At 45.8% G+C, this 23,912-nt stretch carries 25 protein-coding genes, 1 pseudogene and 1 riboswitch; of the genes and pseudogenes, 13 read left to right on the forward strand and 13 right to left on the reverse strand.

The features are described 5' to 3' along the window. Positions 1-46: 46 nt before the first annotated feature. Positions 47-352 (forward strand): LapA family protein, encoded by a 306-nt coding sequence (locus tag A8708_RS03625; protein WP_082927250.1) that lies wholly within the window; start codon positions 47-49, stop codon positions 350-352. A gap of 30 nt (positions 353-382) precedes the next feature. Here the strand turns inward: A8708_RS03625 and A8708_RS03630 are convergent, their stop codons facing one another. Both A8708_RS03630 and A8708_RS37040 read right to left on the reverse strand, forming a co-directional pair. Beyond that, positions 383-1,162, reverse strand: coding sequence for a DUF92 domain-containing protein (locus tag A8708_RS03630; RefSeq protein ID WP_420848524.1), 780 nt, complete (start codon positions 1,160-1,162; stop codon positions 383-385). Next, positions 1,140-1,244 (reverse strand): annotated as a pseudogene (locus tag A8708_RS37040) (hypothetical protein); the annotation flags it as partial. The gene A8708_RS03630 and the pseudogene A8708_RS37040, both read right to left, overlap by 23 nt. 155 nt (positions 1,245-1,399) lie before the next feature. Here A8708_RS37040 and A8708_RS03635 point away from each other — a divergent pair. Further along, positions 1,400-2,593, forward strand: a complete 1,194-nt coding sequence (locus A8708_RS03635) for an HD domain-containing phosphohydrolase (protein WP_068662156.1) — start codon at positions 1,400-1,402, stop codon at positions 2,591-2,593. Between the two features lie 60 nt (positions 2,594-2,653). Here A8708_RS03635 and A8708_RS03640 read toward each other — a convergent pair whose 3' ends face one another. Further along, positions 2,654-3,280: a fumarylacetoacetate hydrolase family protein gene (locus tag A8708_RS03640; RefSeq protein ID WP_068662157.1), complete on the reverse strand. Its 627-nt coding sequence runs from the start codon at positions 3,278-3,280 to the stop codon at positions 2,654-2,656. Positions 3,281-3,298: 18 nt separating this feature from the next. Then, positions 3,299-4,576 (reverse strand): CapA family protein, encoded by a 1,278-nt coding sequence (locus A8708_RS03645; protein ID WP_082927246.1) that lies wholly within the window; start codon positions 4,574-4,576, stop codon positions 3,299-3,301. Between the two features lie 139 nt (positions 4,577-4,715). On the opposite strand from A8708_RS03645, the gene A8708_RS03650 reads away from it, so the two are divergent. Next, positions 4,716-5,636 carry a metallophosphoesterase family protein gene (locus A8708_RS03650; RefSeq protein ID WP_068662158.1) on the forward strand — a complete coding sequence of 307 codons (921 nt, stop codon included), beginning with the start codon at positions 4,716-4,718 and terminating at the stop codon, positions 5,634-5,636. 486 nt (positions 5,637-6,122) lie between these two features. On the opposite strand, the gene A8708_RS03655 is transcribed toward A8708_RS03650, so the two are convergent. Continuing rightward, positions 6,123-7,004: an AraC family transcriptional regulator gene (locus A8708_RS03655; RefSeq protein ID WP_068662159.1), complete on the reverse strand. Its 882-nt coding sequence runs from the start codon at positions 7,002-7,004 to the stop codon at positions 6,123-6,125. A 292-nt stretch (positions 7,005-7,296) separates the two neighbouring features. Between A8708_RS03655 and A8708_RS03660 the strand changes: the two genes are divergently transcribed. After that, positions 7,297-9,261 carry an RICIN domain-containing protein gene (locus tag A8708_RS03660; protein WP_068662160.1) on the forward strand — a complete coding sequence of 655 codons (1,965 nt, stop codon included), beginning with the start codon at positions 7,297-7,299 and terminating at the stop codon, positions 9,259-9,261. Positions 9,262-9,540: 279 nt separating this feature from the next. Next, positions 9,541-9,762, forward strand: a complete 222-nt coding sequence (locus tag A8708_RS36010) for a hypothetical protein (protein WP_068662161.1) — start codon at positions 9,541-9,543, stop codon at positions 9,760-9,762. Positions 9,763-9,815: 53 nt separating this feature from the next. Here A8708_RS36010 and A8708_RS03670 read toward each other — a convergent pair whose 3' ends face one another. Continuing rightward, positions 9,816-10,451 (reverse strand): O-methyltransferase, encoded by a 636-nt coding sequence (locus A8708_RS03670; RefSeq protein ID WP_068662162.1) that lies wholly within the window; start codon positions 10,449-10,451, stop codon positions 9,816-9,818. 136 nt (positions 10,452-10,587) lie between these two features. Between A8708_RS03670 and A8708_RS03675 the strand changes: the two genes are divergently transcribed. After that, complete coding sequence (locus A8708_RS03675) at positions 10,588-11,727, forward strand: THUMP domain-containing class I SAM-dependent RNA methyltransferase (RefSeq protein WP_068662163.1); 1,140 nt, start codon at positions 10,588-10,590, stop codon at positions 11,725-11,727. Positions 11,728-11,816: 89 nt separating this feature from the next. On the opposite strand, the gene gloA2 is transcribed toward A8708_RS03675, so the two are convergent. From gloA2 to A8708_RS03695, 4 genes are all read right to left on the reverse strand, one after another. Beyond that, positions 11,817-12,215: an SMU1112c/YaeR family gloxylase I-like metalloprotein gene (gene gloA2, locus A8708_RS03680; protein WP_068662164.1), complete on the reverse strand. Its 399-nt coding sequence runs from the start codon at positions 12,213-12,215 to the stop codon at positions 11,817-11,819. A 70-nt stretch (positions 12,216-12,285) separates the two neighbouring features. Further along, on the reverse strand, positions 12,286-13,200 hold the full coding sequence (locus tag A8708_RS03685; protein WP_068662165.1) for an exopolyphosphatase: 915 nt from the start codon (positions 13,198-13,200) through the stop codon (positions 12,286-12,288). A 143-nt stretch (positions 13,201-13,343) separates the two neighbouring features. Then, on the reverse strand, positions 13,344-13,649 hold the full coding sequence (locus A8708_RS03690) for a hypothetical protein (RefSeq protein WP_068662166.1): 306 nt from the start codon (positions 13,647-13,649) through the stop codon (positions 13,344-13,346). A gap of 128 nt (positions 13,650-13,777) precedes the next feature. Further along, positions 13,778-13,871: riboswitch (cyclic di-GMP riboswitch) on the reverse strand. A 114-nt stretch (positions 13,872-13,985) separates the two neighbouring features. Beyond that, complete coding sequence (locus A8708_RS03695; protein WP_068662167.1) at positions 13,986-15,209, reverse strand: MDR family MFS transporter; 1,224 nt, start codon at positions 15,207-15,209, stop codon at positions 13,986-13,988. 187 nt (positions 15,210-15,396) lie between these two features. Here A8708_RS03695 and A8708_RS03700 point away from each other — a divergent pair, with 187 nt between their 5' ends. Beyond that, positions 15,397-16,287: a TIGR01777 family oxidoreductase gene (locus tag A8708_RS03700; RefSeq protein ID WP_068662168.1), complete on the forward strand. Its 891-nt coding sequence runs from the start codon at positions 15,397-15,399 to the stop codon at positions 16,285-16,287. A gap of 69 nt (positions 16,288-16,356) precedes the next feature. Beyond that, positions 16,357-16,851 carry a glutathione peroxidase gene (locus A8708_RS03705; protein WP_068662169.1) on the forward strand — a complete coding sequence of 165 codons (495 nt, stop codon included), beginning with the start codon at positions 16,357-16,359 and terminating at the stop codon, positions 16,849-16,851. Positions 16,852-16,907: 56 nt separating this feature from the next. On the opposite strand, the gene A8708_RS03710 is transcribed toward A8708_RS03705, so the two are convergent. Together A8708_RS03710 and A8708_RS03715 are read right to left on the reverse strand one after the other, a co-directional pair. After that, entirely contained in the window at positions 16,908-17,129 is a 222-nt protein-coding gene (locus A8708_RS03710) for a YuzB family protein (RefSeq protein WP_028556521.1), read from the reverse strand. After that, positions 17,129-17,431, reverse strand: a complete 303-nt coding sequence (locus A8708_RS03715) for a heme biosynthesis protein HemY (protein ID WP_068662170.1) — start codon at positions 17,429-17,431, stop codon at positions 17,129-17,131. The genes A8708_RS03710 and A8708_RS03715 overlap by 1 nt, the downstream gene beginning before the upstream one ends. Before the next feature lie 219 nt (positions 17,432-17,650). Between A8708_RS03715 and A8708_RS03720 the strand changes: the two genes are divergently transcribed. Genes A8708_RS03720 through ytvI form a run of 3 tightly spaced genes read left to right on the forward strand, consistent with a single transcriptional unit; the run spans position 17,651 to position 19,929 of the window. Further along, positions 17,651-18,010, forward strand: coding sequence for a winged helix-turn-helix transcriptional regulator (locus A8708_RS03720; RefSeq protein ID WP_068662171.1), 360 nt, complete (start codon positions 17,651-17,653; stop codon positions 18,008-18,010). 40 nt (positions 18,011-18,050) lie between these two features. After that, positions 18,051-18,797, forward strand: coding sequence for a type I methionyl aminopeptidase (gene map, locus A8708_RS03725; protein WP_068662172.1), 747 nt, complete (start codon positions 18,051-18,053; stop codon positions 18,795-18,797). A 19-nt stretch (positions 18,798-18,816) separates the two neighbouring features. Next, a complete protein-coding gene (gene ytvI, locus A8708_RS03730; protein WP_068662173.1) occupies positions 18,817-19,929 on the forward strand; it encodes a sporulation integral membrane protein YtvI in 1,113 nt (370 codons plus the stop codon). A gap of 68 nt (positions 19,930-19,997) precedes the next feature. Here ytvI and A8708_RS03735 read toward each other — a convergent pair whose 3' ends face one another. Then, a complete protein-coding gene (locus A8708_RS03735) occupies positions 19,998-20,777 on the reverse strand; it encodes an AraC family transcriptional regulator (RefSeq protein WP_068662174.1) in 780 nt (259 codons plus the stop codon). A 120-nt stretch (positions 20,778-20,897) separates the two neighbouring features. Here A8708_RS03735 and A8708_RS03740 point away from each other — a divergent pair, with 120 nt between their 5' ends. Then, positions 20,898-23,147, forward strand: coding sequence for an FAD-dependent oxidoreductase (locus A8708_RS03740; protein WP_068662175.1), 2,250 nt, complete (start codon positions 20,898-20,900; stop codon positions 23,145-23,147). Positions 23,148-23,403: 256 nt separating this feature from the next. Beyond that, positions 23,404-23,577, forward strand: a complete 174-nt coding sequence (locus A8708_RS35760) for a hypothetical protein (RefSeq protein WP_167355846.1) — start codon at positions 23,404-23,406, stop codon at positions 23,575-23,577. Positions 23,578-23,912 lie beyond the last annotated feature (335 nt).

Consider the following 23,912-nt stretch of genomic DNA (forward strand, 5'->3'; position numbering starts at 1 on the left):
ATTGGCTTTCAACCTTTTTCTTAAAATAGGAAGGGATGATGGCTATATGAAGATGCAATGGATCCTAATCAGTGCCTTAGTGTTTGCTCTAATCACAGCAGTATTCGCTGTCGTCAATGTAGAACCTGTACAAGTCAACTTCATGTTCACCACGACGTCCACACCTTTGATTCTCGTCATTTTAACCTCAACCTTATTAGGTGGTCTCATTGTTGGTCTCTTCGGTATGGTGCGTCAATACAAGCTGCAGCGTAAAGTGAAACAGTTAGAGAAACAACTTCATGAAGTGCAACTTCCACCGGCCGTTTCCTCCACAACTTCGGAGGTCGAACAGAAAGAGCCGATTGAATAAACGCTATTGAGGATTACGGATGAACAACCATTAGAGAGGTAAGGTGCTTAAGTAGAAGCATATTACCCCTCCGATTAATGAGGAAGATGCGTTTACCACATCGTTACTCATCCCTCGCAGACCACGAATTTGCCTAGCTTTCTGAGAGCAATGTTCCTGTTTTTCAATCGTTTTGCCGCAAACGTCACAATGAAACATCACCTGCAAGGTAGCCCCGAGCCAGGAATCCACAAGAGATCCACTTAGTCCTGCAATTGCACCTATCGAGATTATGATAATAATCGAGCTAAAGGACGCTTGCGTCTCTCCAATATGATTGAAAATGCCCCCTATAAGTCCAATGAACGCCCCGCCTAATAAAGATGCTACAATCCCTAACCTTGTAATTCCGCCTGAAGTACCCGCTACAACCCGCTTCCCATTCACGATAGACCGAGGAATTGACTTGCTCAACCCACCAATTTCTGTAGCCCACGTATCGGCATTCACAGTTGCCATAACCCCGATGTAGATGTACCACCACGCGGGATCTGGCCAGATGACATTGCCAATACATAGCAACAAACCAAGCCCCCCATTGGCAGCAACTTGGCCTGCATCTCTTCGCCCACCTTTGGCATAACCACTTTCTGCAGCAGCTTTACGCTGATGTTTGAGTTTCGATAGCAAACTAGAAGAAATGAAGAACGCGATCAGTGTCCCGAACCATGCAAGGCTCCCACACGCATACATCGTCGTTCCTAGCAGTATAGCAGCAATCCCTCCCGTCACAGATAATGATTTCTTCCAGTAGGCAGCCCCTGCAATCAATACGCTTCCTATGAATCCGTAGACGACCGGCATAAACAGCATAAATAGACTTCTCCCCTATCCTTCCAATTTCTGCAACCACATTAATTATTTACATTGTATCATATTCGAGAACGTCGCTTTATTATGGTATTTTGTAAAATTAATTCGACATTTTTCGGTCGTTTTCTCCAAATTGTTAACCATAAATCACCTATTCTATGATAATATAAAAACTATAAGCGATAGGAGGCTGACATGGAGCAAGATCACTTCTCTACCAATCCCACTTTCAAAAGAGACCTAGAACCCGAAGAAATGCTGCGTGTCATATTCGACTATGCTTCCAAGATTGCAAATGAACGGCTACTTGATAACGTACTTATGCTGATGGCGGATATGGGACGCGAGATGATTGTCTCCGATCGCTGTACTGTCTGGCTGCTCGATACACAGAAGAATGAACTATGGTCGAAAGTGGCTCATGGTCTCGATGAAATCCGAATTCCAAGCTCAGCTGGCCTTGTAGGCTACGCCGTAACGAATGATCAAGCTGTCTTTATTCATGATGCTTATACCAATGAGGAATACAAATCTTATCTGCAAAATGGTGCCATTCGTACGGATCAACAAACGGGTTATCGCACGAAAGCGTTAATGGTCATCCCCTTCCGCAATAGCCAAGGAGAGATCATGGGAGCATATCAAGCAATTAATAAGCTAACTGCAAGTGAGCAATTCTCAGATAAAGATATGGAATATTTAACCTTAGCCTCCTCTTACGCTGGTAAATCCCTGGAGTCTGCACTCCTCACAATGGAAATTGAAGAAACACAGAAAGAAATCATTTTCCGAATGGGGGAAATTGGTGAAAGTCGTTCGAAGGAAACAGGCAATCATGTAAAGCGTGTTGCCGAGTATTCGTATTTACTAGCTCTTGCGTTAGGTATGAGTCAGGATGAAGCTGAACTCTTGAAGATTGCATCACCTATGCATGATATCGGCAAAGTCGCTATCCCTGATGCGGTCCTCAATAAGCCCGGCAAGTTGACCGAGGACGAGTTCAAACTCATGCAAAATCATACAGTGATCGGCTATAATCTGCTTCGAAATTCGACTCGTCACATTCTCAAAACCGCCGCGGTTGTTGCCTACGAGCATCATGAGAAATGGAATGGTCGTGGGTATCCTCGTGGTATCCAAGGTGAAGAGATCCATATATATGGTCGCATCACAGCTATAGCTGATGTATTCGATGCCCTCGGCAGTGATCGTGTCTACAAGAAAGCTTGGGAGCTCGATCGCATTCTCCAATTGTTTCAGGAGGAACGCGGCGAACATTTCGACCCGGATGTGGTTGATGCCTTCTTTAAAGAACTACCCACTATTCTCCGTGTAAGAGAGCAATATTCCGATGAAGCTTTAGCCAATCCCCTTGAAACGAATACATAGAAAAATTAAAGAAGGGCAGTTCTCTGAAGTCGATATGACCTAAGAGACTGCCCTTTTATGCTATAACTGAATGGAAAAAGCGCCAAATTGTTCTTCTCCCCAATACAAAGCTAATCGGTCGCCGTCTTGGACTGAGCCTACACCTTCCGGTGTTCCGGTGAAAATAATATCGCCAGGGCCTAATCCATAGTGCTTCGCTATGTAATCGATGATGGTTTGAAGATCAAAAATCATATGCGATATATTCCCATCTTGAACAACTTGTCCATTCTTCCGGAGCTGGAAGTTGGATTTCGTCAATTGGGATGCTCCGGGAAACGGACGAAACGCTGTAAGTGGCGCTGACTTGAGGAACCCTTTGGCTGGCAGCCAGGGTTGCCCTTTTTTCTTAATTACAGTCTGCACATCACGAAGTGTAAAATCAATCCCCAGTGCATATTGATCGACAATCTCATCGACTTTCATGCCTTCTATGTAAGGTTTTGCTATATGTATCACGAGTTCAGTTTCATAGTGAATCTCACCTTGATCATTGGGGAGAGACAGTTCCCCGCCATCCATCTGTACTAACGCATGAGTAGGCTTCGTGAAAATCATCGGTTGGTCAGGAACGTCATTCCCAAGTTCTGCCGCATGTGCGCGATAGTTTCGTCCAACGCAATATATGTTTCGGATCGCTGTTGTCATGTTAGATGAACTCCTCTTCTATTTCTTATTCACATTGCCTTGTGCATCCACCGTAGCACCGATAGATATTTTGCTTAAACGTTGGAATAGCTTCGCACCATCTTCCTCGTTCATTGGCGTCGGCAATGCTGATTTCGTCAAAATCGGTACGAGATGAATATTGCAGGACTTATCCTTCGAACAAGCTGCTTCTAAGATGACAGTTTCCCAGGTTTTGGGCGTGTCATTCGTCGTAAAAATGAAGTTACCCAAACTGTAAGCAATCCATTTACCTTTGTACTGTTCGAAGCCTTGCAGGACATGCGGATGCCCGCCTATTACCAGATCTGCCCCGGCATCAATATAACGATGTGCAAGTTCCTTCTGATACTTGTCCGGGTTATCATCGCGCTCTACGCCCCAATGAGCCACAACGACAACGAGATCAGCTGTTGCTTTGGCTTTCTCAATAGCTTCGACAGGCGGCTTATAGTTATACGTTTCGGCAACGCCAGGATGACCAGGCGCAGCTTTCCACGAAGCTTCTGGCACGACGCGGCTGAATCCAAAAACAGCAATCTTCATTCCATCTTTTTCCACAATCGTAGGTTGGTAAGCTTCAGCAAGATCCTTGCCCGCTCCCACTCGCTTAATTCCCTCTTGATCCAAGGCTTTCATTGTATCTAACAAACCTTCAGATCCATAATCCATGATGTGGTTATTGGCTAGGTTGACAATGTCAACACCCGATTGTTTAAGCGGGGGCAATGCCTCAGGCGCAGAACGATACACATACTCTTTGCTCTGAACGCTGCCTCTAGTCGTTATTGGCGATTCCAAATTGGCGATTGTAAAATCAGCTTTGGTTAAGAAATCTTTTACATGCGTGTACGGGTAATCATAGCCTTTTTGCTTAAGAATATCTTCCACTTTGGAGGCCATTATGACATCACCCACAAAAGTCAACTTCACTTGTGCCCCAGTTCCTACTTGATTGACCACTGTTGCATTCGCTGATGGTGTTGGTGTCGGGGTAACGGTGGCAGAAGGCTTGGGACTTACTCCCACAGTCGAACTTCCATTCGTCGTGTTGGTTGATGGTTTCGGTGAAATAACAGCCATTGGCGTTGAAGCCGCTTCCTCTTCTTCCCCCGTATTATAATTGGAGGACAAATACGATGCCCCGATTCCAATAGCAAAACAAGCAATCGCTGCAACCGTGAAGCCACCTAAAACTTTAAGTGAAGGCTTTTTGCTCGGACTTGATTCTTTCTTCGCTTTTCCGTGACGATCTTGTCTAGATTCCAATTCAAACATTCCCCTTTCCCCCTACAAATTATAACAGATGTCGACATCGTTGGGTAATAGGGAGGGACTCACATTTTCAGATTGTCCACCTTGTGGTATAACAGAATCATTACATAGATTATATGGTTAGAGAAAGGACACGGATTGCTTGGAGAAAATCGCTATCATTTCCGATATTCATGGCAACCTGCCTGCTTTGGAAGCCGTGCTTCACGATATTGCGCGCAGAGGCCTTACCCGTATCTTCTGTTTGGGCGATCTTGTTGGCAAGGGGCCAAGCTCAGCTGAGGTTGTCGACCTTATTCAATTAACCTGTGAAGCTGTTGTACAAGGCAACTGGGATCTCGGCATTACGATGCCTCAGGAGTTACCTGCTGGTATCTGGCAGCAGCAATCACTTGGAGATGAGCGGATTGCTTATTTGAAACAGCTCCCTTACTCAATCGACGTGATGCTTAGCGGGAAACTGATTCGTTTGTTCCACGCGTCAGCTCAAAGCGTCTTTCATCGCTTGAAACGGGAAGCATCCAAGAATGAGCGGCTAGCTATGTTTGAGAATACAACGATGACCGGAGATGGGATCGAGCCGGATATCGTCGGTTACGGGGATATTCATATCCCTTATATGTTGACGTTGAGTAATCCTTCGGAGAAGCGAAGAAGTGTGGAAGAGCCGAAGCTGCTGCTGAACGATTCCTTGGAATCGGGTGAATATGAGGGGGATGGAAGCGTGCTGCTGAACGCGGATTCTGTGCAGTCTACAAGCCCGCGTACAGGCGAGCAAAGGAGTAGCCTGGGAGAGCGGAGTGCAAGTACAGGGGAGCGCAGCGGGTTGCTGTTGTTCAACGTCGGAAGCGTCGGCGTTCCCTACGACGGCATACCACAGGCATGCTACTGTGTAATCGAGGGCGAGATCGATGATGCGAATCCTGCAGGGGTTGCCCTGCAATTCGTGCGGGTGCCCTATGATATCAAGCGTGCTGTCCAGATGGCGTACGACGTTCAGATGCCAGATCGTGAACGGTATGTGTTGGAGATTACGACAGGTTTGGTGCATTTGGACGTTTGAGTGTAGCCCAAGTCGGCGGCTGTTCGCGCTTTTAGCCAATGATAAGGCCCGAAATGGGCCTTATTTGCTCCCGCAGCAGCCTGCGATCGGACTTTAGCGCCCAAAATGGGCGTTAAAGTCTTCGACTCGCTGGCTGTTCGCGCTTTTAGCGAATGATAAGGCCCCAAATGGGCCTTATTTGCTCCGCAGCAGCCTGCGATTGGGCTTTAGCGCCCAAAATGGGCGTTAAAGTCTTCAACTCGCTGGCTGTTCGCGCTTTTAGCGAATGATAAGGCCCCAAATGGGCGCCTTATTTGCTCCGCAGCCGCCTGCGATCGGACTTTAGCGCCCAAAATGGGCGTTAAAGTCTTCGACTCGCTGGCTGTTCGCGCTTTTAGCGAAACATGCCGTAAGTAGTCACCATACGTTTCCCAAAAACTTGTATGTCGAAGTATACCGAATGATTTTAGCTATGAATCGCCTTTCCACTACTCTAACTCCGGCCCTCTACTTCCGACTCGGCAGCGCCACCTTACCTTTATTATCTTCGTTCATGTGCCAATTGCGATGGTGTACCTTTGGCGTCACGCCATATTCCTGCTTGAAGACACGGATAAAATAGTTCGCATCCCACCCCACCGAGTTCGCGGTATCGTTGACAGAAATGTCGGGATGTTCCTCCATGAACTGAATAGCCCGCTGTAAGCGGATACGCTGCAAATATTCGTGTGGCGAGATATCGTAATGCTTGCGGAAGATCCGGTTAAAATGCTGCACGGAATATCCGACCGCATGCGCCAAATTAGTAATGAGCAGCGGCTCTGCATAGTGCGCATTCATTAATTGGATGGCGCGATTAAGCGGATTGCTGTGTTCCGCGGTCGAGCTGACCGCACTGGGAGCTGGCAAGCGGAGCTCTTGGTACATACTCAAGATAAGCGAGTACAGGATGACTGAGCCCTTCCATGGGGCATCTTCCACTTGGCTCGTCGTCATTTGCCAGAGGTGAGCCATATCGTTCCACAAGCGTTGAAACAGCTCCGGCGACAAGGTCAGCGGCTCTCCTTCGGGCATACCGGAGAGGATTGCATCTGCAGCATGCCCATTAAAGCCGATAAATCCGAGATTCCAGTCCTCTTCTTTTGCCGGGTAGTATTCATGGGGAACCCCGCGACGAATGATGCAGACTTGTTGTTCGCCTAACGTAAATTTACCCTGCTCGAACAAGTCGAAGGTACCGCTCCCCTCATAAGTCATGAAGATTTGTGTGGCTCTATAACCTTCCGAACGGGATAAATATTTTTCATAATGATTACCCACGCTGTAGAGGTACAAGGGGAGATTCACCAGATTTTCGGAAAACTCCGAGAAGTAAAAAGGACGAATCATACGGTTCGCCTCCATCATGTTCAATTTGTGCTATAATATACAGCCAATTTAGCTATATAAATAAAGCGTTTTCTTTTATTATAACAGTAGAAATATTAGAATCTCAATGGAGGTGACGCCACGGATTAATGATTGTTTACACGTGCAAAGTTTTTGACTCAGAACATGGCATCATTTGAAATGTACATGGTTTCTTTGTTGCGTTCATTTTGTGCTATACATCTTACGAAGGGGGATAGGTCCGGCTATCGCTAGGTTTACCAAAAATATATGATGAGAGGGTGTATGTTTCATGTCAATGGAAGTTTCTTCCTTAAGTAAGAAAATTATAGCGGGAGTGATGGCAGTTCTCTTTGTCCTTTCGATGATTTACGTCCAACCGGCAAAGGCCGCCTCGGTCGATATTGTGAACAATACCAATTGGTATGACACAGATGGCAACGAGATTTGGGCGCAAGGCGGTTTCGTCATTCAGAAGGACGGCACGCATTACTGGTATGGCATGGATTATTCTGTGTCAGGCGTGAAGAAAATCAATTTATACACATCGACGGATTTGAAAGCTTGGACGAAGCATGAAAGCGTCGTGGACTTTACATCCATTAATGTGAAGCTGGATGCGATTGGAGACACAACCACGAAACGTTTTCTCAATACACAGTGGGTCGGAAGACCAGTCGTCGCGTATAACAGTGCAACTTCGAAGTATGTCATGATTTCCGAGTGGGGCAGTGGTGATGGCAACCGGAACAAATTGATGTTCTTTACAAGCGACAATCCGGATGGCCCTTTTACGTACGAGAAGAACATCGCTCAACCTGGTGGCTTCAAAATGGGTGATTTGGGCTCGATCTTTACCGACGATGATGGCAGTACTTACATTACGTACACGATCGATTACGTAAACACGAATGGTGGTTTGCAAATCAGTCAGTTGACTTCCGATTATTTGGATTTGGCGGGAACGACCAAAACTTTTGTTTCAACGGGACCCTATAAAGAAGCAACGACACTTTTCAAAAGAAACGGCAAATATATCATGTTGGCTTCAACAACCAATGGATGGAGTTCAAGCCAAACCTGGTGCTACTCGACTTTGAGCTTGTCCGGCACTTGGGCCAATCCATACGTTTGTGCAACGAGCCCGTATTCCGGGAATTCCTATGATACACAGACGGATCAAGTGTTACCGATTCAGGGGACTTCAGGCACGATGTATATGTATATCGGGGACCGCTGGAATAACATGGGCGGATCTACGGGAATCGGTCGCATTCAATGGTATCCGCTTACATTTGACAGCAATGGAGCGCCGACCATTAACGGGTACGGTCAGTGGTCATTAGATGCGGCGGCAGGCACTTGGGCGCCAAGCGCAGGGATCGTTGATACAACGAAACAGTACACGATTACGAACCGTTGGTCGAATAAAGCCTTGGGTACAGTAGGCAATTCCACGTCTACCGGTGCAAGCATTGAGCAACGCGGATATACGGCAGCAGCAGGTCAGACGTGGCAGTTCATCGATGCAGGTTCAGGGTATTATCGCATTAAAAATGTGAACAGCGGCATGTTCATGGATATCAGCGGAAACTCGACAGCAGACGGCGCTTCTAATATCCAATGGACGAATACCAGCGGCAATAACCAAATGTGGCAGCTTATCGATGCAGGCGGCGGCTATGTGCGCATTAAAAATCGCAACAGCGGCAAAGTGCTAGGCTTTACTGGCGGATCTACCGCAGACGGCGCATTGAGTGTGCAAGTCACCGATACGAATTCTTGGTCTCAGCAGTTTACCTTGTCTGTTAGCGTACCGATTAATGTGACGAAAACGTATGCGCTTATGAATCGCAACAGCGGCAAGGCTTTGAACATCTCCAACGATTCCACCGCAGACGGCGCTACGGTCGTGCAAAACACTTACGGAACCAAAACCAGCCAAGCGTGGCAATTTATCGATGCAGGCGGCGGTTATGTGAATATTAAAAACGTGAACAGCGGCAAATTCATGAATATTTCGGGTGCTTCGATGGCTGACGGAGGGCAGACGATTCAGTGGACAGACAACGGTAGCAATAACCAGCAGTGGTTGCTGGTCGATGTTGGCGGGGGCTACTTTAAACTGAAAAATCGCAATAGTGGCAAAGTGCTGGGCATGAGCGCAGGCACAACAGCCGAGGGTGGCGTTTGTATCCAATGGTCGGAGACAGGTTCACTGAATCAAAACTGGAGTTTTACAATTTTAAACCCATAAATTTGTTTTTTGTGAAGCCAGCGCACATTACTGCTACAGGATGGATGACTTTATTTTGGGCGTGAAGAAGGTTAGTTTGTATTTGTAGGGATTTCCAATGGTGCTGAGTGGTTATGTCGTATACAGTAGATGAAAGTAAGCAAGTGATTAATTAAAATAGTCTAAAACTATGGAAAAGCTCGGAGGATATGAGGAAAATTCAAAGCTATGACAAAATTCATGGAAATTACTTCCACTATATGCTAATATAGGTGTGTGATGGAAAGTGAGGCTTATCGAATGAAGCTAAATTGGCGCAAAATCATACTGATTATCGTTTGTGCAGAATGTTTGTTTATCTACTGGAACAGCCTTAGCACGATGAGCTTTAAGAAACAACGTACAACGACTCATCTCGAACCTGCCAGGCAACCTCAGACTCCTATAACACAAATTCAACCTCAAATGAAAGATATGAAAAGAATCGATTCTGAAATATATACGAAAGATAAAGCGTCCTAACACACGAAAGAGCGATTGGCTGGCAGCAGCGAATCGCTCTTTCGTTCGATTACTTATTTGACACGTGCTAACGCTAATCCATCATACGCCGGTAAAATGGTACTTTCCAGCCTCTCATCTGTCGCAATTCGCTGATTAAACGTTCGCATCGCTTGAACCGAAGCCTTCGTTTGCCCCTCGTCAACAACTTTGCCGCGCATCAGCGTGTTATCACCAGCAATAATTGCTCCTGGATTCGCCAGCTTGATTGCGAGCTCCAAATAGTTCGGATAATTCACTTTATCCGCATCAATAAAGAAGAAATCGAAGCGCTCTCCCCGCTCCAGCAGGTCATTCAAGTGATCGAGTGCTTGGCCAATCCGATACTCCACAAAATCGCCAAGACCGGCATCAGCCACGTTCCGCTTCGCCACATCTGCAAACTCTTGTTTCAACTCCAAGGAAATGAGCTTTCCGCCCTCTTTTAACCCTCTTGCTAAACAAATGCCACTGTATCCGCCTAACGCACCAATTTCCAACACTCGCTTCGCACCAATCATCGTAACTAGCATCGTTAATAATCGGCCATATCCTGGCGCAATCGAAATCTCAGGCATGTTGTGAGCAACAATGACTTCCTTAACCCGTGTTAGAACCGCATCTTCTTCATATAGAGCTTCCATATAGCTTTCGGCAGTGATATTTTCCATGTATTTGTCCTCCTAAATTTGCATCATAGGCAGGTACTTTGTAATACCCGTTTGTAAGTGTAACCTATTTGTCCTATACTTGTTAATTGTATGAGTTTTCTGAGCGTTGTACAACCCGGATGGAAGGACTATACCTATGCCACAAAAAATTGAACTAATCGCCACTTGTCCGATGGGACTTGAGGCTATCGTTGCCCGCGAAATCCGTGATCTCGGCTATGAGGAATTGACCGTCGAGAATGGACGCGTCCGATTCTTTGGTGACGAATTGGCGATCTGTCGCACGAATCTTTGGTTGCGTACAGCAGATCGTATCCTCGTGCTAATGGGACAATTCAAAGCAACAACTTTCGATGAGCTTTTTGAAGGCACCAAAGCCCTTGCTTGGCCAGACTGGATCCCGAACGATGCCGAATTCCCTGTCGAAGGGCGTTCCCATAAGTCCCAATTATCGAGCGTTCCCGCTTGCCAAGGGATTGCCAAGAAAGCTGTCGTCGAGAAGATGAAGCAACGCTATGGCACCGAGTGGTTCCCTGAGAATGGGGCACGCTACGTGATCGAAGTCGCACTTCTGAATGATATCGCGACGCTAACGATCGACACGACCGGACCGAGTCTTCACAAGCGCGGTTATCGGAAGCTCGTGACAGAGGCGCCGCTGAAGGAAACGATGGCGGCCGCTATGATCTTATTAAGCCGCTGGAACGTCGACCGGCCGCTGTACGACCCGTTCTGCGGGTCTGGAACCATCCCGATCGAAGCCGCGATGATCGGCTGGAATATCGCGCCAGGCCTGCGGCGCAGCTTCCCTAGTGAAGCTTGGGGGAACGTTCCCCGCAAGCTATGGGACAAGGCCCGCGACGAAGCCTTCGACGCGGTCAAAGACAACGTGCCGCTGCACATCGTCGGCAGCGATATTGATCCTGCTGCCATCGAAGTGGCAGAGGCGGCCGCCAAGGCAGCTGGACTGACGAAGCAGTTCCAGCTGAAGGTTGAGCCCATCGCCAAGGCGCGCCCGCGCGGCGACTATGGCTGCTTAATCACCAATCCGCCCTATGGCGAGCGTCTTGGTGAAGCACCGGATGTCGAGCTTACGCTGCGCGAGCTCGGCGCACTTACGCGGCCAATGCCGTCGTGGAGCCTGTTTATCCTTAGCCCGAGCACGCAGCTCGAGCACTACATGAACCGCCGCGCTGATAAGAAGCGTAAGCTGTTTAACGGACGGATTGAGTGTAATTTGTTCCAATATCTTGGCCCTTTACCTCCGCGCCGATAAGAAATCCAACAAATGAAACAGCGGCCGCTGTGACTTCTATTAAAGTCATAGCGGCCGCTTTTCTTTATCCGGATCGATTGCTACTGGTTTCACTCACCAATAACCTCCACCAATTCCAAAGGCAACCCATCCGGATCTGCAAAAAACGTATACAAATTCCCGGTAATGGGATCAACACGTACCGGCTCTACCTGAATCCCCTTACTTTCCAACTCGCGTACACTTTGCTCCATATTCGCTACCACAAAGGCCAGGTGACGCAGTCCCCTAGCTTCAGGTTGATTTACACGCAGTGGCGGATTCGGAAAAGAAAACAATTCAATTTCCTGTGCGGTATCCCCGATTCGTAAATCTAATTTGTACGAGTCTCTTTCGGCACGATAGGTTTCGTGAATGACGGTGAGTCCCAGTAAATCCACATAGAAATGCTTGGATTTCTCATAATTCGAACATATAATTGCAACATGATGCATGTGTTTTATGTCCATGGATTATAATCTCCTAACAAAGAAAAACCGCACGATGGACTGCTCCCTCGCTGCGGCTTATCCTCCTATTTTAACCTGCGATTTGCATCGTTTCAACGATTTTGCGCAATACCTCATCAGCTTGTGCATAGTCCACTTGGCAAGTCCCCGCAGCGTGATGCCCGCCTCCACCATTTTGCAGCATCAAATCACCAATGTTTGTTTGTGCGGTGCGATTGACGATGCTGTGCCCACAAGCGAATACGCAGTTTTGTTTGTTGCGGCCGTCCACGATCCAAATAGAAGTGTTTTGCTCTGGATACAGTGCGTAAATCATGAAGCGATTCCCTGGATAAATCGTCTCCACATCGCGCAAATCCGTTATAACGACATTTCCCTCTACCCGCGTGTAAGTTTGCAGCATGTCCCGATATAATGCATCCAGTTCAAAGTAACGAGCAACACGCTCTTTGACATCAGGCAATTCCATAATCTCGTCAACTGATTTCGTTGCACAATGTTCAACGAGATCCTCCATCAACTGATAGTTGCTGATACGATAATCCCGATAACGACCTAACCCCGTTCGCGCGTCCATGATAAATGACAACAAATCCCAACCGCTCGGATTCAGAATATCCTCTTTGCTAAATTGTGCAGAATCCGCTTTATCTACACCACTCATAATATCGTCGATATCGCCGAAAGTTTCTTTGCCGCCATAGTAATCATAGACAACGCGCGCTGCGCTTGGAGCCAGCCGAGTTTCACCTTTGAACGTTACAGATTCCCCCATCCGAGTAAGTTCACTGGAATGGTGATCGAACCATAAGCCACATCCTGCGACATATGGCACATTTGCCAAAATATCATTCTCTGTCACTTCAATTAATCCGTCTTGCATATCTTTGGGATGAACAAATTTCATTTCGTCCACCATGTTTAATTGTTTGAAGAGCATCGCGCATACTAAACCATCGAAATCAGAACGTGTGATCAATCTCATGCCATGCATCCCCTTCATATAGTCCTTAAGAACTACGAATATGTATTGGTCATATTATATCAGCTAGTGTTGATTGATGACAATGAGAAAATCATCAGGCATTGGGTTACTGGATCTTCCATATAAGAAAAAAAGCGATTCACCTAAATAGGTTGAACCGCTCTCAATTTGGATGATAGACATTGTAAAAGTCTTGTGACAAACCCTTCAATTTGAGCCATTGGAGGCATTTTCACAGATAGCTTCACTTCGCCTTTCCAGTAGAAAATCAAAATGCTGTTATTTCTACCATGAAACATTTCAACATCCCAACAAGCTTCGTTCAATGCATATTCTTCTCGGTTAATCATAAGTTTAGGTCCATCCGTGGATGGCACCAAACGCGCAACATGGTTACCGCATAACGATGTCGCTTTCTGTTCACCCTGCAATTTTTCTTCCGAATTCATGCCGTTAAGGCCCCCTTTGTTCATGTCGTTCCATTTGTTCCTATTGTTTCATTTACTTCGCTATGACAGAGAAAAAAACCCCACCGTAGTGAACCGACTAGAGGGGTTCTAAAGTGAATTCCCAATCGTTCGGCGGCTGGCTGGCTGCTTGTCCTTTGCAGGAGAAGTAAGGCCCCTGTAGCTTTGCGTCACTGGCTTTCGCCAGCTTTGCCTTTGTCGAGATGACATGCACATTCTTTAGATGAAGCTTTCATACACCTACTTGCTATACTCTCAAGAATAAGGGATGACGATTTGAAATCGAATAGTTCCGAGGAACTATTTTTACGAAATCCATCAAAATATTTGGATTTTCGACGATATTTTTACAAATTTTTGACGTTTCGTGCCTCTCCAATAGAAAATAGATCCAATTAACGACAAAATAGCTATTACTAGGAAAAGTGTGCTGCCGCCGTAGGATACCAATAAAAAGCCGCCGATCCATGGCCCCATAAAGTGCCCGATATTCGTTAACGTTTGAGCACCATAGTACGTTCCTCGCATATGTTCAGGAGCTAACTTATCTATTAGCATATTCGCGGCAGGATAGTTCAGAATTTCACCAAATGTGAAAATCCCCATGGAAATAATCAACCAGATCAATGAGTGAGAGAAAGCAAACCCAATATCACCTAATGCGAACATGAGATTGCCTACAACAATAGCCGTTAAAGGTGAATACTTCTCCGCCCATTTTCCAAGAGGAATCTGCATCGCAATGACGACAATCGCATTGGCGCTCATGAGTATAGCGAACATTTTGACCCCATTAGCAAAGTCCCTTTGTAAGTACTGCGATAACGTCACCATAACCTGTGAATAACCAATTGCTCCAATAATGCCGCCAATAATGTACAAACGGAAGGTCATGTCCTTGCGAATGACATCTATGGCCGAACGGAAAGTAATGACAGCTTTCTTCTCGCCTTCGATCTGCTTTATTCCGAATTTAATGAGAAGAGCATAAAGGGTCACACCATAGATCAAATAAATAATTCCAGTCAGCAGGAAAGGCAGCGCACCGTTCATTGTCGCAAAGAACGCTCCAAGCAATGGACCGACGGCTACACCAACGTTTATCGCCATATAGCGAAGTGAGAATACTTGCATTCTTTTGGACGGATCCGTTAAATCTGCCATAAGCGCTTGCGACACAGGCTCATAGAATGAGCGGCACAGTCCATTAAGCATATTCAACAGCATAAATAAGACCGGTAATTTAACAACACCGAAGCCTAGGAATACGAATCCCCATCCGAAGAGGGCCGCTAGCATAATAACCCGACGCCCAAATCGGTCTGACAATGTACCGCCGATAAAACCGCCGAACGTTCCAGCTAATGCTCCCATTCCAATTACAATTCCAATAAGCCCAGGACTCATGGTAGAATGCTTCGCTAAGTAGATAGCTAGGAATGGTAAACTCATGGAAGAGGCAGCCCGAGCCATAACCGTACCTAGAATAAGCGTATGTACAATAGGATGATAAGTTTGAATAAAGTGACGCATACGATTCATAGACGATGACTCCTCTCGCTGGCATAGTAATTACCCAACGGTTAATTAATGACCGAATCCAATTATACACGAAAACAACGAATTGTGTCGTCATTTATGCCTGAGAAGTTTGCCTTCTTTATCGCTAGCTGCTAGATGGTATTCATTGGGTAGAAAATTTATAATAAGGATATGGAGGTGCTTGCATATGAAAATAGCGATCACAGGTGGCAGTGGATTTATTGGAAAACGATTAATGACTTACTGGTTGGGCCAAGGTCACGAACTCATTAATATAGCGCGCTCTTCATCGAAGCAGATACCAGGGGTCAGAACGATAACATGGGACGAGTTGGAGCAAAGTTCGGAACTCATGAAAGGTCTCGATGCCATTGTAAACTTGGCGGGCGAATCCATCAGTCAACGTTGGACGCCTGCGGCTAAGACCCGTATTGTACAATCTCGATTGCAGGCTGCAGATCATGTAGCCAAGCTAGTATCGCGAATGAATCCAAAGCCTAAAGTCGTTGTGAACGCTTCTGGTATGTCCTATTACGGTATTTCGGAAACGGATACCTTTGACGAAAGGAGCCCCTATCGAGAAACGGACTTCTTAGCGAGTGTCGTTAAACAGTGGGAGGCCGCGGCTAACCTCATCCAAGGAACACGTATCGTCAAGGTGCGCGTTGGTCTTGTGTTGGATAATAAAGAAGGTGCGTTTCCTAAGATGGCACTTCCTTATAAGCTTGGTGTTGGCGGCACCGTGGGTAGTGGCAGGCAGTGGCACTCCTGGATTCACATTGAAGATATGGTGAGAATGATTGATTTTTGCATGAACAATGACGAGATTGTAGGTCCCGTGAATGCGACGGCTCCCAATCCGGTAACGAATAAACAATTTGGACGCGCGATTGCAACTGTCATGCGAAGACCCAATCTCTTTCCCGTTCCCGCATTTATGATGAAATTGTTGTTCGGTGAGCTTTCTGTTCTTCTTTTGGAAGGTCAGAAAGTCATTCCACGTGTCTTGCAAGAGCATGGGTTCGAGTGGCGATTTCCTGGGCTGACAGGTGCATTAGAAGATTTGGCAAAAAAATAACTTCCCTTCCCAATTAAAATTGTGTACAATTAAATTGCGAGAAACATTATTTCGGGAGGAAGTGTCATAATGAGTGTACATCAATTTCAAGTGGAGACAATTCGCGGTGAGGACAAATCTCTTAGCGATTACAAGAACCAAGTTCTGCTCATTGTAAATACAGCAACGAAATGCGGATTAGCTCCTCAATTCCAAGGACTTCAAGAGTTACACGATACCTATAAAGATCAAGGCTTTAGTGTTCTAGGTTTTCCGTGCAATCAATTCCGAGATCAGGAACCTGGCGACAACTCCCAGGTTGAGCAGGCATGTCAGCTTAATTTCGGCGTTAATTTCCCTCTATTCGCCAAAATCGATGTGAATGGCGCTGATGCGCACCCGTTGTATCGTTATTTGAAAAGCAACGCGTCAGGTCTATTCGGATCCGGGATCAAGTGGAATTTCACCAAATTCCTAGTCGATGGAAACGGTCAAGTGATTAAGCGCTTCTCTCCCACTACGAAGCCGCACAAGATCGATCATGAGATACGTAAGTTACTGGAGAAATCCGCCGTTCATGCCTAGGTTCAGCTATAATACGCCAAAAAAGCATCCTGTCCCATTGGACGGATGCTTTTTCATTATTTTACGTATTTTTTTGCTTTTTCAATCGCTTCGTCTTCCGTTGCGCCCGTAATATAGCGGCCATTAATAAAAATGAATGCAAATCTCGAACATGGACCGCAATATGATTTGCACGCAACTTTGACTTCCGTGTCCGGTGCAATGGCACTAATTTTGGCAAGTGCCGATTTCACCTTCATGTGTTTGCATTTATCACAAATGCGAATATCATTCCGCATTAGTGGTCTCCGTGGTTCCCCTTGCTTGGGTTAGTAATCATGAAACCTTCTTCTGGTGTGTAGAAGTAGTCAATACGAATACCGTCTAGAAGCGGCTCTGTTTGATCTAACAAAACATCAATTCCTTTGTCTGTGTTTACCACAACATCGTTTGCTGTTTTATCATCAAGACCCAAACCATAGTGAGCATGATCACCATGCTTATGCGTCACTTGTACGCGAACTAACAAACCTTGGTTTTCTTCTTTATTAAGCTCCAATTGAAGTACTTTTGCTGCATTGCGAGAAATTTTGACTTTCATATGTACACATCTCCTGAAACAATAAATTTTAATTTAACTCTATTGTAAAGAATCTAGCTCATGAAATCAACCTTGTCCTATTCTGCCCTTCTATTGCCAAATGACATAAGGAACTTTAAAATACATAGTAGTATGAGTATTAATCCCTTATTACAAAATGTTAACTTACTAACCTTTTAGTAAGTACCCTTCACAATTTTGATGAAAGGAAGCGATCTCATGTCCACGCTTGAAAATGAAAAAGTCGCTCCACTTAGCAATTACATTCCCAAAATCCCCAAAGAAATCGAGTGTTCCGTCGAACGAACCTTGGAGGTTATTGGCGGGAAATGGGCATTTCTAGTCCTTCGCGAATTATTTTGTGGAACGAAGCGTTTCGGAGAGCTTCAGCGCCAAATTACGGGCATCAGCCCCAAATCCCTTACGGATATTCTGCGCCATCTGGAAGAACACGGGGTACTCGAGCGCATGGCGTTCCCTACCGTTCCTGTTACGGTTGAGTATACCTTGACACCAAAAGGGCAGGATCTGCATCAAATTATTAGAGAGATGAAGCTTTGGTCAGCAAAATGGACATAATGTACAATTAGTGAAGCTAGCCCAAGAGGAGAGAAACTTGATGATTACGATTAAAACAAAAGAACAAATTGAAGCCATGGGGAAAGCAGGCCGAATTCTTGCTGATTGCCACAAAGAAATCGCCAAAATGATTCGTCCAGGCATTACTTCATGGGAAATCGACCAATTCGTCGAAGGCTTCCTGGCCAAACATGGCGCTACGCCTGAGCAAAAAGGATATCACGGCTATCCCTACGCAACTTGTGCTTCGGTAAACGACGTCATCTGTCATGGCTTCCCCAAAAAAGAGCCGCTTAATGATGGTGACATTGTTACGATTGACATGGTTGTTCGCATCGATGGATGGCTAGCAGATTCGGCGTGGTCTTACGCGGTGGGGAACATTTCGCCCATTGCTGAGAAACTCTTGAAAGTTACCAAGGAGTCCTTATATAAAGGTATTGAAAAAGCTGTCGTCGGCAATCGGATCGGCGATGTCGCCAATGCCATTCAAGTTTATGCAGAGTCGCAAGGCTTCTCCGTTGTGCGTGATTTCATCGGTCACGGAATCGGCTCAGAGATGCATGAAGAACCTCAAGTACCTCATTATGGACCAGCAGGTAAAGGGCCGCGCATCAAAGAAGGTATGGTATTCACCATTGAACCGATGTTGAATGTTGGCAAATATCACTCCAAAGTTGACCAAGATGGTTGGACAGCTAGAACGTACGATGGCAGCCTGTCAGCACAATACGAGCACACCATTGCAATCACAAGTAACGGTCCGATTATTTTAACTGAACAATAACTTTTCTGGGGGAACAGGGATGCTTTCTTTTTACAAGAAATATTGGCGAACGGTATTTGACATAGGGCTCATCGCATTGACCGTCTACTTATTCATGCTGTTATTCAGTTATTTGTACGCCATCGCCACGCCAATCTTCTTGGCCTTGATTATCTTCATGATGATCGAGCCATTAGCTCGATTCTTGAATCGTAAAGGGATGAGCAAATCGCTAGCCTCTGCGATCTCAACGTTAGTGTTCGTCCTAATTATTCTAGGAGCATTAGCAGGGGCTGTTGTCATTTTTACCAGCCAGATCATGAGTCTTGTTGATAAAATTGATGATTATGCAGCGATCTTTAATGATCAGATCATTCATCGGATTGCTGAATTAAATGATCGCTTCCAAGCCATGCCTGATGATGTGACGAGCAAAGCCAAAGACTACGCTGGACAATTTGCAGGAAAAGCTTCAACTTTCCTAGTTGCATTTTTATCCGGACTGGTTGCTTCCCTGACCTCCTTCTCTACGTTCATGTTCAATTTCATCGTCGGCATCATACTCGCATATTTCTTAAGCATCGAAATTGAATCGTGGAAACGTCTTGCAAGTGAGCAAACACCGAATACGTTTAAATCGGCCTTCTTTTTTCTTAAGGAGAACGTTGTAAAAGGTATTGTTTCTTATGTAAAAGCACAATCCAAGCTTATCTCATTAACATTCATCGTTATCTTTGTGGCCTTACTTGTTCTTAATGTGAATAACGCCTTTTCTATCGCGCTTTTGTCAGCGGTTTTCGATGTCTTGCCTTTGCTCGGCGTATCTACCTTGTTCATTCCTTGGATTATCTACCTATTCATCGTCGGGAATACCACGTTAGCAATTTGGCTTAGCGCCTTGCTCATTGTCGTGATTCTCGTTAGACAGATTATGGAACCCAAAATCACAGGTGAATCCTTAGGTGTATCGGCCTTTACGACCTTAGCCTTCATGATTGTATCCCTATCTCTATTCGGTGTGGCAGGCGTAATACTCTCTCCCGTACTGATCATTCTGATTAAGGCATTACATACGCAAGGTTATTTACAGCGCTGGATTCGCAAGCCCGAGAACGAATACGCGGAAGGCAAACTGCCTTATACGGGTGATTAAAATAAGAGTATAAAGGACAAACCCCCTATCTTCTATAAGATCTGGGGGTTTGTCCTTTTGCGCTTCCGCTATACCCGATGCATACTGCGATAAAGTGAGGGTGCCTTGCCGATTTTTTGTGTAAACACGCGGCTTAGGTAAAACCCATTCTCATATCCACATTGAGCCGCGATCATGTCCAGGGTGAACGTTGTATTTTCCAACAGATGTTTCGCACGCGTAAGACGCAAGTCGTTAATAAATTCGCTCGGCGTTTGGCCGAAGGCTTTCCGAAACTTACGAGTAAATTGAACAGGTGTCAGTTCCAAGGAAGTGGCTAACTCAAGCATCGACAGATTCCCAAACGCATGATCCGTCAGGAAGCTCCGCGCTTCGTCCATTTGTCCATCTACGATCATACTCTGAGGACTCTCCTCAATAAACCGATCCATATGCACCATTCGCATAAGATCATTCACAAGATACAGCTTGTGCGCAGTGCTTTCCTCATCCCATCCCTGCAACGTTCGTAAATAGCGATAACTGGAAGTCAGCCTAGGCATATCTTGGACAGAAAGCTTTCCCACCCAGCTAGCTTCGTGTTCCATATGGGGCTCTCCGATAAACTGTAAAAAGTGAAAGGTTAACGGCTCCAATGTTTTTCTGCGAAACACGGTGCGAGGGGGGCAAAGCACAAGATCTCCAAATCTAGCCTCCCCCTGCTCCCCACGAATTTCATAGAAGAAGCTCCCCTCTTCGACTGCAAATATCGTCCAACATGGATAGTCGTCACGTTCAAACATAAACTCTTTTTTGTGGTGCCAAAACACATGTGACAGGAGTTTCAAGGCTAGATCGCGATAGACCATATCACACTCTCCAATTAATGAAATAAAGTATATGCTTATTGTAACTCACTGTATGTTAAAAGGATATCACCTATTCTAAAATGAAAGCATAGATATTCTAATCCTAGTGAGGTGCTCATAATGAGACATGAAATCGTTACATCTGATATCACAGTCGTTGGCGGTGGCTTGGCAGGCGTTTGTGCAGCTGTTGCAGCAGCACGTTTGGGTCAAACTGTATCTCTGGTTCAAAATCGTCCGGTACTTGGCGGAAATGCCAGCAGTGAAATACGTGTATGGGTGTGTGGTGCCACCTCACATGGTGTCCACCGAAATGCGCGCGAAACTGGCATCATGGGCGAACTTTTTGTAGAAAACCAATATCGCAATATCGATGGAAATCCGTATATTTGGGATCTAATTGTCCTTGAGAAGGTCAAAGCGGAGCCGAATATTACTTTATTCTTAAACACAGATGTACATGAGGTTGATGCCTCAGGTGATGATCATAATCGCACCATTCAAGCCGTCACAGGTTGGATGATGGGCTCTGAACGCAGAATACGTTTCGAAAGTCGTGTGTTTCTCGATTGTACAGGCGATGGTCTGGTTGGTTTCCTTGCAGGTGCCCAATTCCGTATTGGCCGCGAAGCTAGGCATGAATTAAACGAGGAATGGGCACCTCTTGTACCGGATGATATCACGTTAGGCAGCACGCTGCTCTTCTACACAAAGGATGCAGGGCGACCAGTCAAATATATAGCTCCGAGCTTTGCCAAAGACATTACGCAAACCTCGATTCCTATGAAACGTGTCATTCGCAGCGGCGATAATGGGTGTGCGTACTGGTGGATTGAATGGGGTGGCGAACATGACACCGTCCATGATAATGAGCGAATTCGCGATGAGCTTTCCTCCGTTATCTATGGAATTTGGGACTATATCAAAAACTCCGGAAAATTCGACAGCGCGAATTTAACACTTGAATGGATTGGTTCGATTCCAGGGAAAAGGGAATACCGCCGTTTCGTCGGGGACTACGTCCTAAATCAGAATGACGTGATTGCACAAGAGTTCTTCGAGGACCGCGTTGCTTTCGGCGGTTGGTCGATTGATTTGCATCCGCCGCAAGGCATGTATTCGACGGAAAGCGGATCTAAACATATGCATATGGATGGTTCCTATCATATCCCGTTCCGTTCCCTTTATTCGGCCAACGTGTCGAATATGCTCATGGCTGGACGCAATATCAGCGCGTCCCACGTTGCTTTCGGCACAACACGTGTCATGGCGACATGTGCGGTTATTGGTGAAGCTGCAGGCACGGGCGCAGCTCTATGCGCAGCCAAAGGAATTTCGCCGCGCGAGCTGCACAGCGAGCACTTGAACGAGCTGCAGCAGACGCTGCTGCGGCAGGATGCTTCGATTCTCGGCGTTGTGAATAACGACGAGGGAGATCTAGTGCGAAGCGCGACGCTGTCGGCCTCCAGCACACTGACAGAGCTGGCATTGGAGCATTCGGCTGGTGTTCATCTTTTGGAGACACCTGTAGGGCTTCTAGTGCCCGTAGATCCGTTTATTAATGGCATCGAGCTGCTTATCGATGCATCTGCTGCGACAGAGCTTACTGTCGAACTTTGGGACACAGGCAAAGCTCAGAATTACGTCCCGCATACATTGATTGCATCCGTTGTAGTGCCTGTTCGTGAGGGAACTAACCAATGGGTCAACGCTCCTTTGCAATGGGAGCCTGCCTATGCTCAGAACGCATTCATCGTGCTCAGAAGCAACTCCGCACTCGCTGTACATCTATCCGACCGCCCGCAATCCGGCGTTCTGTCCTTTAAGAACAATAATGCAGCTACGACAAGTACCGCTGACTTCGGGGACATGCATCCTGATCAACCTGTGATCGACTGGAGCGCGCATAGTTTCAGACGGAAGCCATTGTGTTTCCGACTTCTCTCGCCTACTTCCGCTTTTGGGGCTGACAAAGCTGCTGACGGCCACAAACGGCCTTACGGAAGTCCGCATCTATGGTCTTCCTCTGGTGTCAGTGGTGGGGAAGAATGGCTCGAAGCTAGCTGGACAGAAGCTCAACCGATAAGAGAAATACATGTAACGTTCAATGATGACGTGAACGAGGATCTCATTAATTTGCATCATCATCGGACCGAATTCGAAGTTATTCCTGAACTTGTTAAAGATTATACGGTGCAAGCTTTGGTTGGTGAATCGTGGACAACAGTTGTTGAAGCAACGGACAATCATACACGTCATCATGTCCATGTGTTAGACAGCCCCGTGCCAACGAACCGTCTGCGTGTCGTAGTTAAATCAACGAATGGCTCTGCGCATGCAGAAATCGTGGAATTGCGTTGTTACCGTTAAATAGTACGAAAGATATAACCGATCTTAATCATGATCTTCATGGTTAAGACCGGTTATTTTTTCTGTGCATATCTCACTGAAAAAACGTTGATGCTATTCTCAACTCATGCCTTCCTGAAGGTGTTCACCCCCTCGGACAAGTCCCATTATTTATTTGAAAAACGGGCTTGTTTGCCCTTGTTTAACCTGACATGATGTGTTATATTAAAAGTGCGTAGAATCAATGTTTTCGCTTTTAAAAGCTGACATAGGAGTGATGAAAATGTTACAAATTCCGCATGGCGAAGAAATTATTCGTGTCGAAATGACAGTCAAGGAAGCGCTTGCATTAACAGGGACGAAATTCGCCCAAAGCAACAAAGTTGAGACAGAGGCAATGAAGAAACTCAAACAATCTTTAGCAGATAAATTACTCACACCACACCATTAATTCATACACGTCGGGCCCCCGAGATATTCTCGCGGGGCTTTTTATTTATGCTTTTTGTTTGTTTTCGTTGAAAGAAAGTGACTCGTCTGATTAGTTCCCCTCTCGTTAATCATCGGTTTTTAGTCGTTGCATATATTCAATTAGATGGAAAATGTACATCTATTATTTGCAAATCCACTCCAAAATTTTTATTAGATGGAAAATATGTGGTTAATTCAGCCTATATCGGTCATATTTGCAAAAACAGAGCTAAATAACTGTACTTTTTCCAGGCCTGTTGATTAACCAAAAAAAGGTAGCCAAAAAGGCCGCTCATTCGGTATGGTATTTGTACC

It is taken from the genome of Paenibacillus oryzisoli (genome assembly GCF_001653565.1).
Lineage (GTDB): Bacteria > Bacillota > Bacilli > Paenibacillales > NBRC-103111 > Paenibacillus_E > Paenibacillus_E oryzisoli.

Coding starts and splice junctions, on each gene's coding strand:
- A8708_RS03625 (WP_082927250.1), top strand. CDS start 47: ATGAAGATGCAATGGATCCTAATCAGTGCCTTAGTGTTTGCTCTAATC.
- A8708_RS03635 (WP_068662156.1), top strand. CDS start 1,400: ATGGAGCAAGATCACTTCTCTACCAATCCCACTTTCAAAAGAGACCTA.
- A8708_RS03640 (WP_068662157.1), bottom strand. CDS start 3,280: ATGACAACAGCGATCCGAAACATATATTGCGTTGGACGAAACTATCGC.
- A8708_RS03645 (WP_082927246.1), bottom strand. CDS start 4,576: ATGTTTGAATTGGAATCTAGACAAGATCGTCACGGAAAAGCGAAGAAA.
- A8708_RS03655 (WP_068662159.1), bottom strand. CDS start 7,004: ATGATTCGTCCTTTTTACTTCTCGGAGTTTTCCGAAAATCTGGTGAAT.
- A8708_RS03660 (WP_068662160.1), top strand. CDS start 7,297: ATGTCAATGGAAGTTTCTTCCTTAAGTAAGAAAATTATAGCGGGAGTG.
- A8708_RS36010 (WP_068662161.1), top strand. CDS start 9,541: ATGAAGCTAAATTGGCGCAAAATCATACTGATTATCGTTTGTGCAGAA.
- A8708_RS03670 (WP_068662162.1), bottom strand. CDS start 10,451: ATGGAAAATATCACTGCCGAAAGCTATATGGAAGCTCTATATGAAGAA.
- A8708_RS03675 (WP_068662163.1), top strand. CDS start 10,588: ATGCCACAAAAAATTGAACTAATCGCCACTTGTCCGATGGGACTTGAG.
- gloA2 (WP_068662164.1), bottom strand. CDS start 12,215: ATGGACATAAAACACATGCATCATGTTGCAATTATATGTTCGAATTAT.
- A8708_RS03685 (WP_068662165.1), bottom strand. CDS start 13,200: ATGAGATTGATCACACGTTCTGATTTCGATGGTTTAGTATGCGCGATG.
- A8708_RS03690 (WP_068662166.1), bottom strand. CDS start 13,649: ATGAATTCGGAAGAAAAATTGCAGGGTGAACAGAAAGCGACATCGTTA.
- A8708_RS03695 (WP_068662167.1), bottom strand. CDS start 15,209: ATGAATCGTATGCGTCACTTTATTCAAACTTATCATCCTATTGTACAT.
- A8708_RS03700 (WP_068662168.1), top strand. CDS start 15,397: ATGAAAATAGCGATCACAGGTGGCAGTGGATTTATTGGAAAACGATTA.
- A8708_RS03705 (WP_068662169.1), top strand. CDS start 16,357: ATGAGTGTACATCAATTTCAAGTGGAGACAATTCGCGGTGAGGACAAA.
- A8708_RS03710 (WP_028556521.1), bottom strand. CDS start 17,129: ATGCGGAATGATATTCGCATTTGTGATAAATGCAAACACATGAAGGTG.
- A8708_RS03715 (WP_068662170.1), bottom strand. CDS start 17,431: ATGAAAGTCAAAATTTCTCGCAATGCAGCAAAAGTACTTCAATTGGAG.
- A8708_RS03720 (WP_068662171.1), top strand. CDS start 17,651: ATGTCCACGCTTGAAAATGAAAAAGTCGCTCCACTTAGCAATTACATT.
- map (WP_068662172.1), top strand. CDS start 18,051: ATGATTACGATTAAAACAAAAGAACAAATTGAAGCCATGGGGAAAGCA.
- ytvI (WP_068662173.1), top strand. CDS start 18,817: ATGCTTTCTTTTTACAAGAAATATTGGCGAACGGTATTTGACATAGGG.
- A8708_RS03735 (WP_068662174.1), bottom strand. CDS start 20,777: ATGGTCTATCGCGATCTAGCCTTGAAACTCCTGTCACATGTGTTTTGG.
- A8708_RS03740 (WP_068662175.1), top strand. CDS start 20,898: ATGAGACATGAAATCGTTACATCTGATATCACAGTCGTTGGCGGTGGC.
- A8708_RS35760 (WP_167355846.1), top strand. CDS start 23,404: ATGAAAATGTTACAAATTCCGCATGGCGAAGAAATTATTCGTGTCGAA.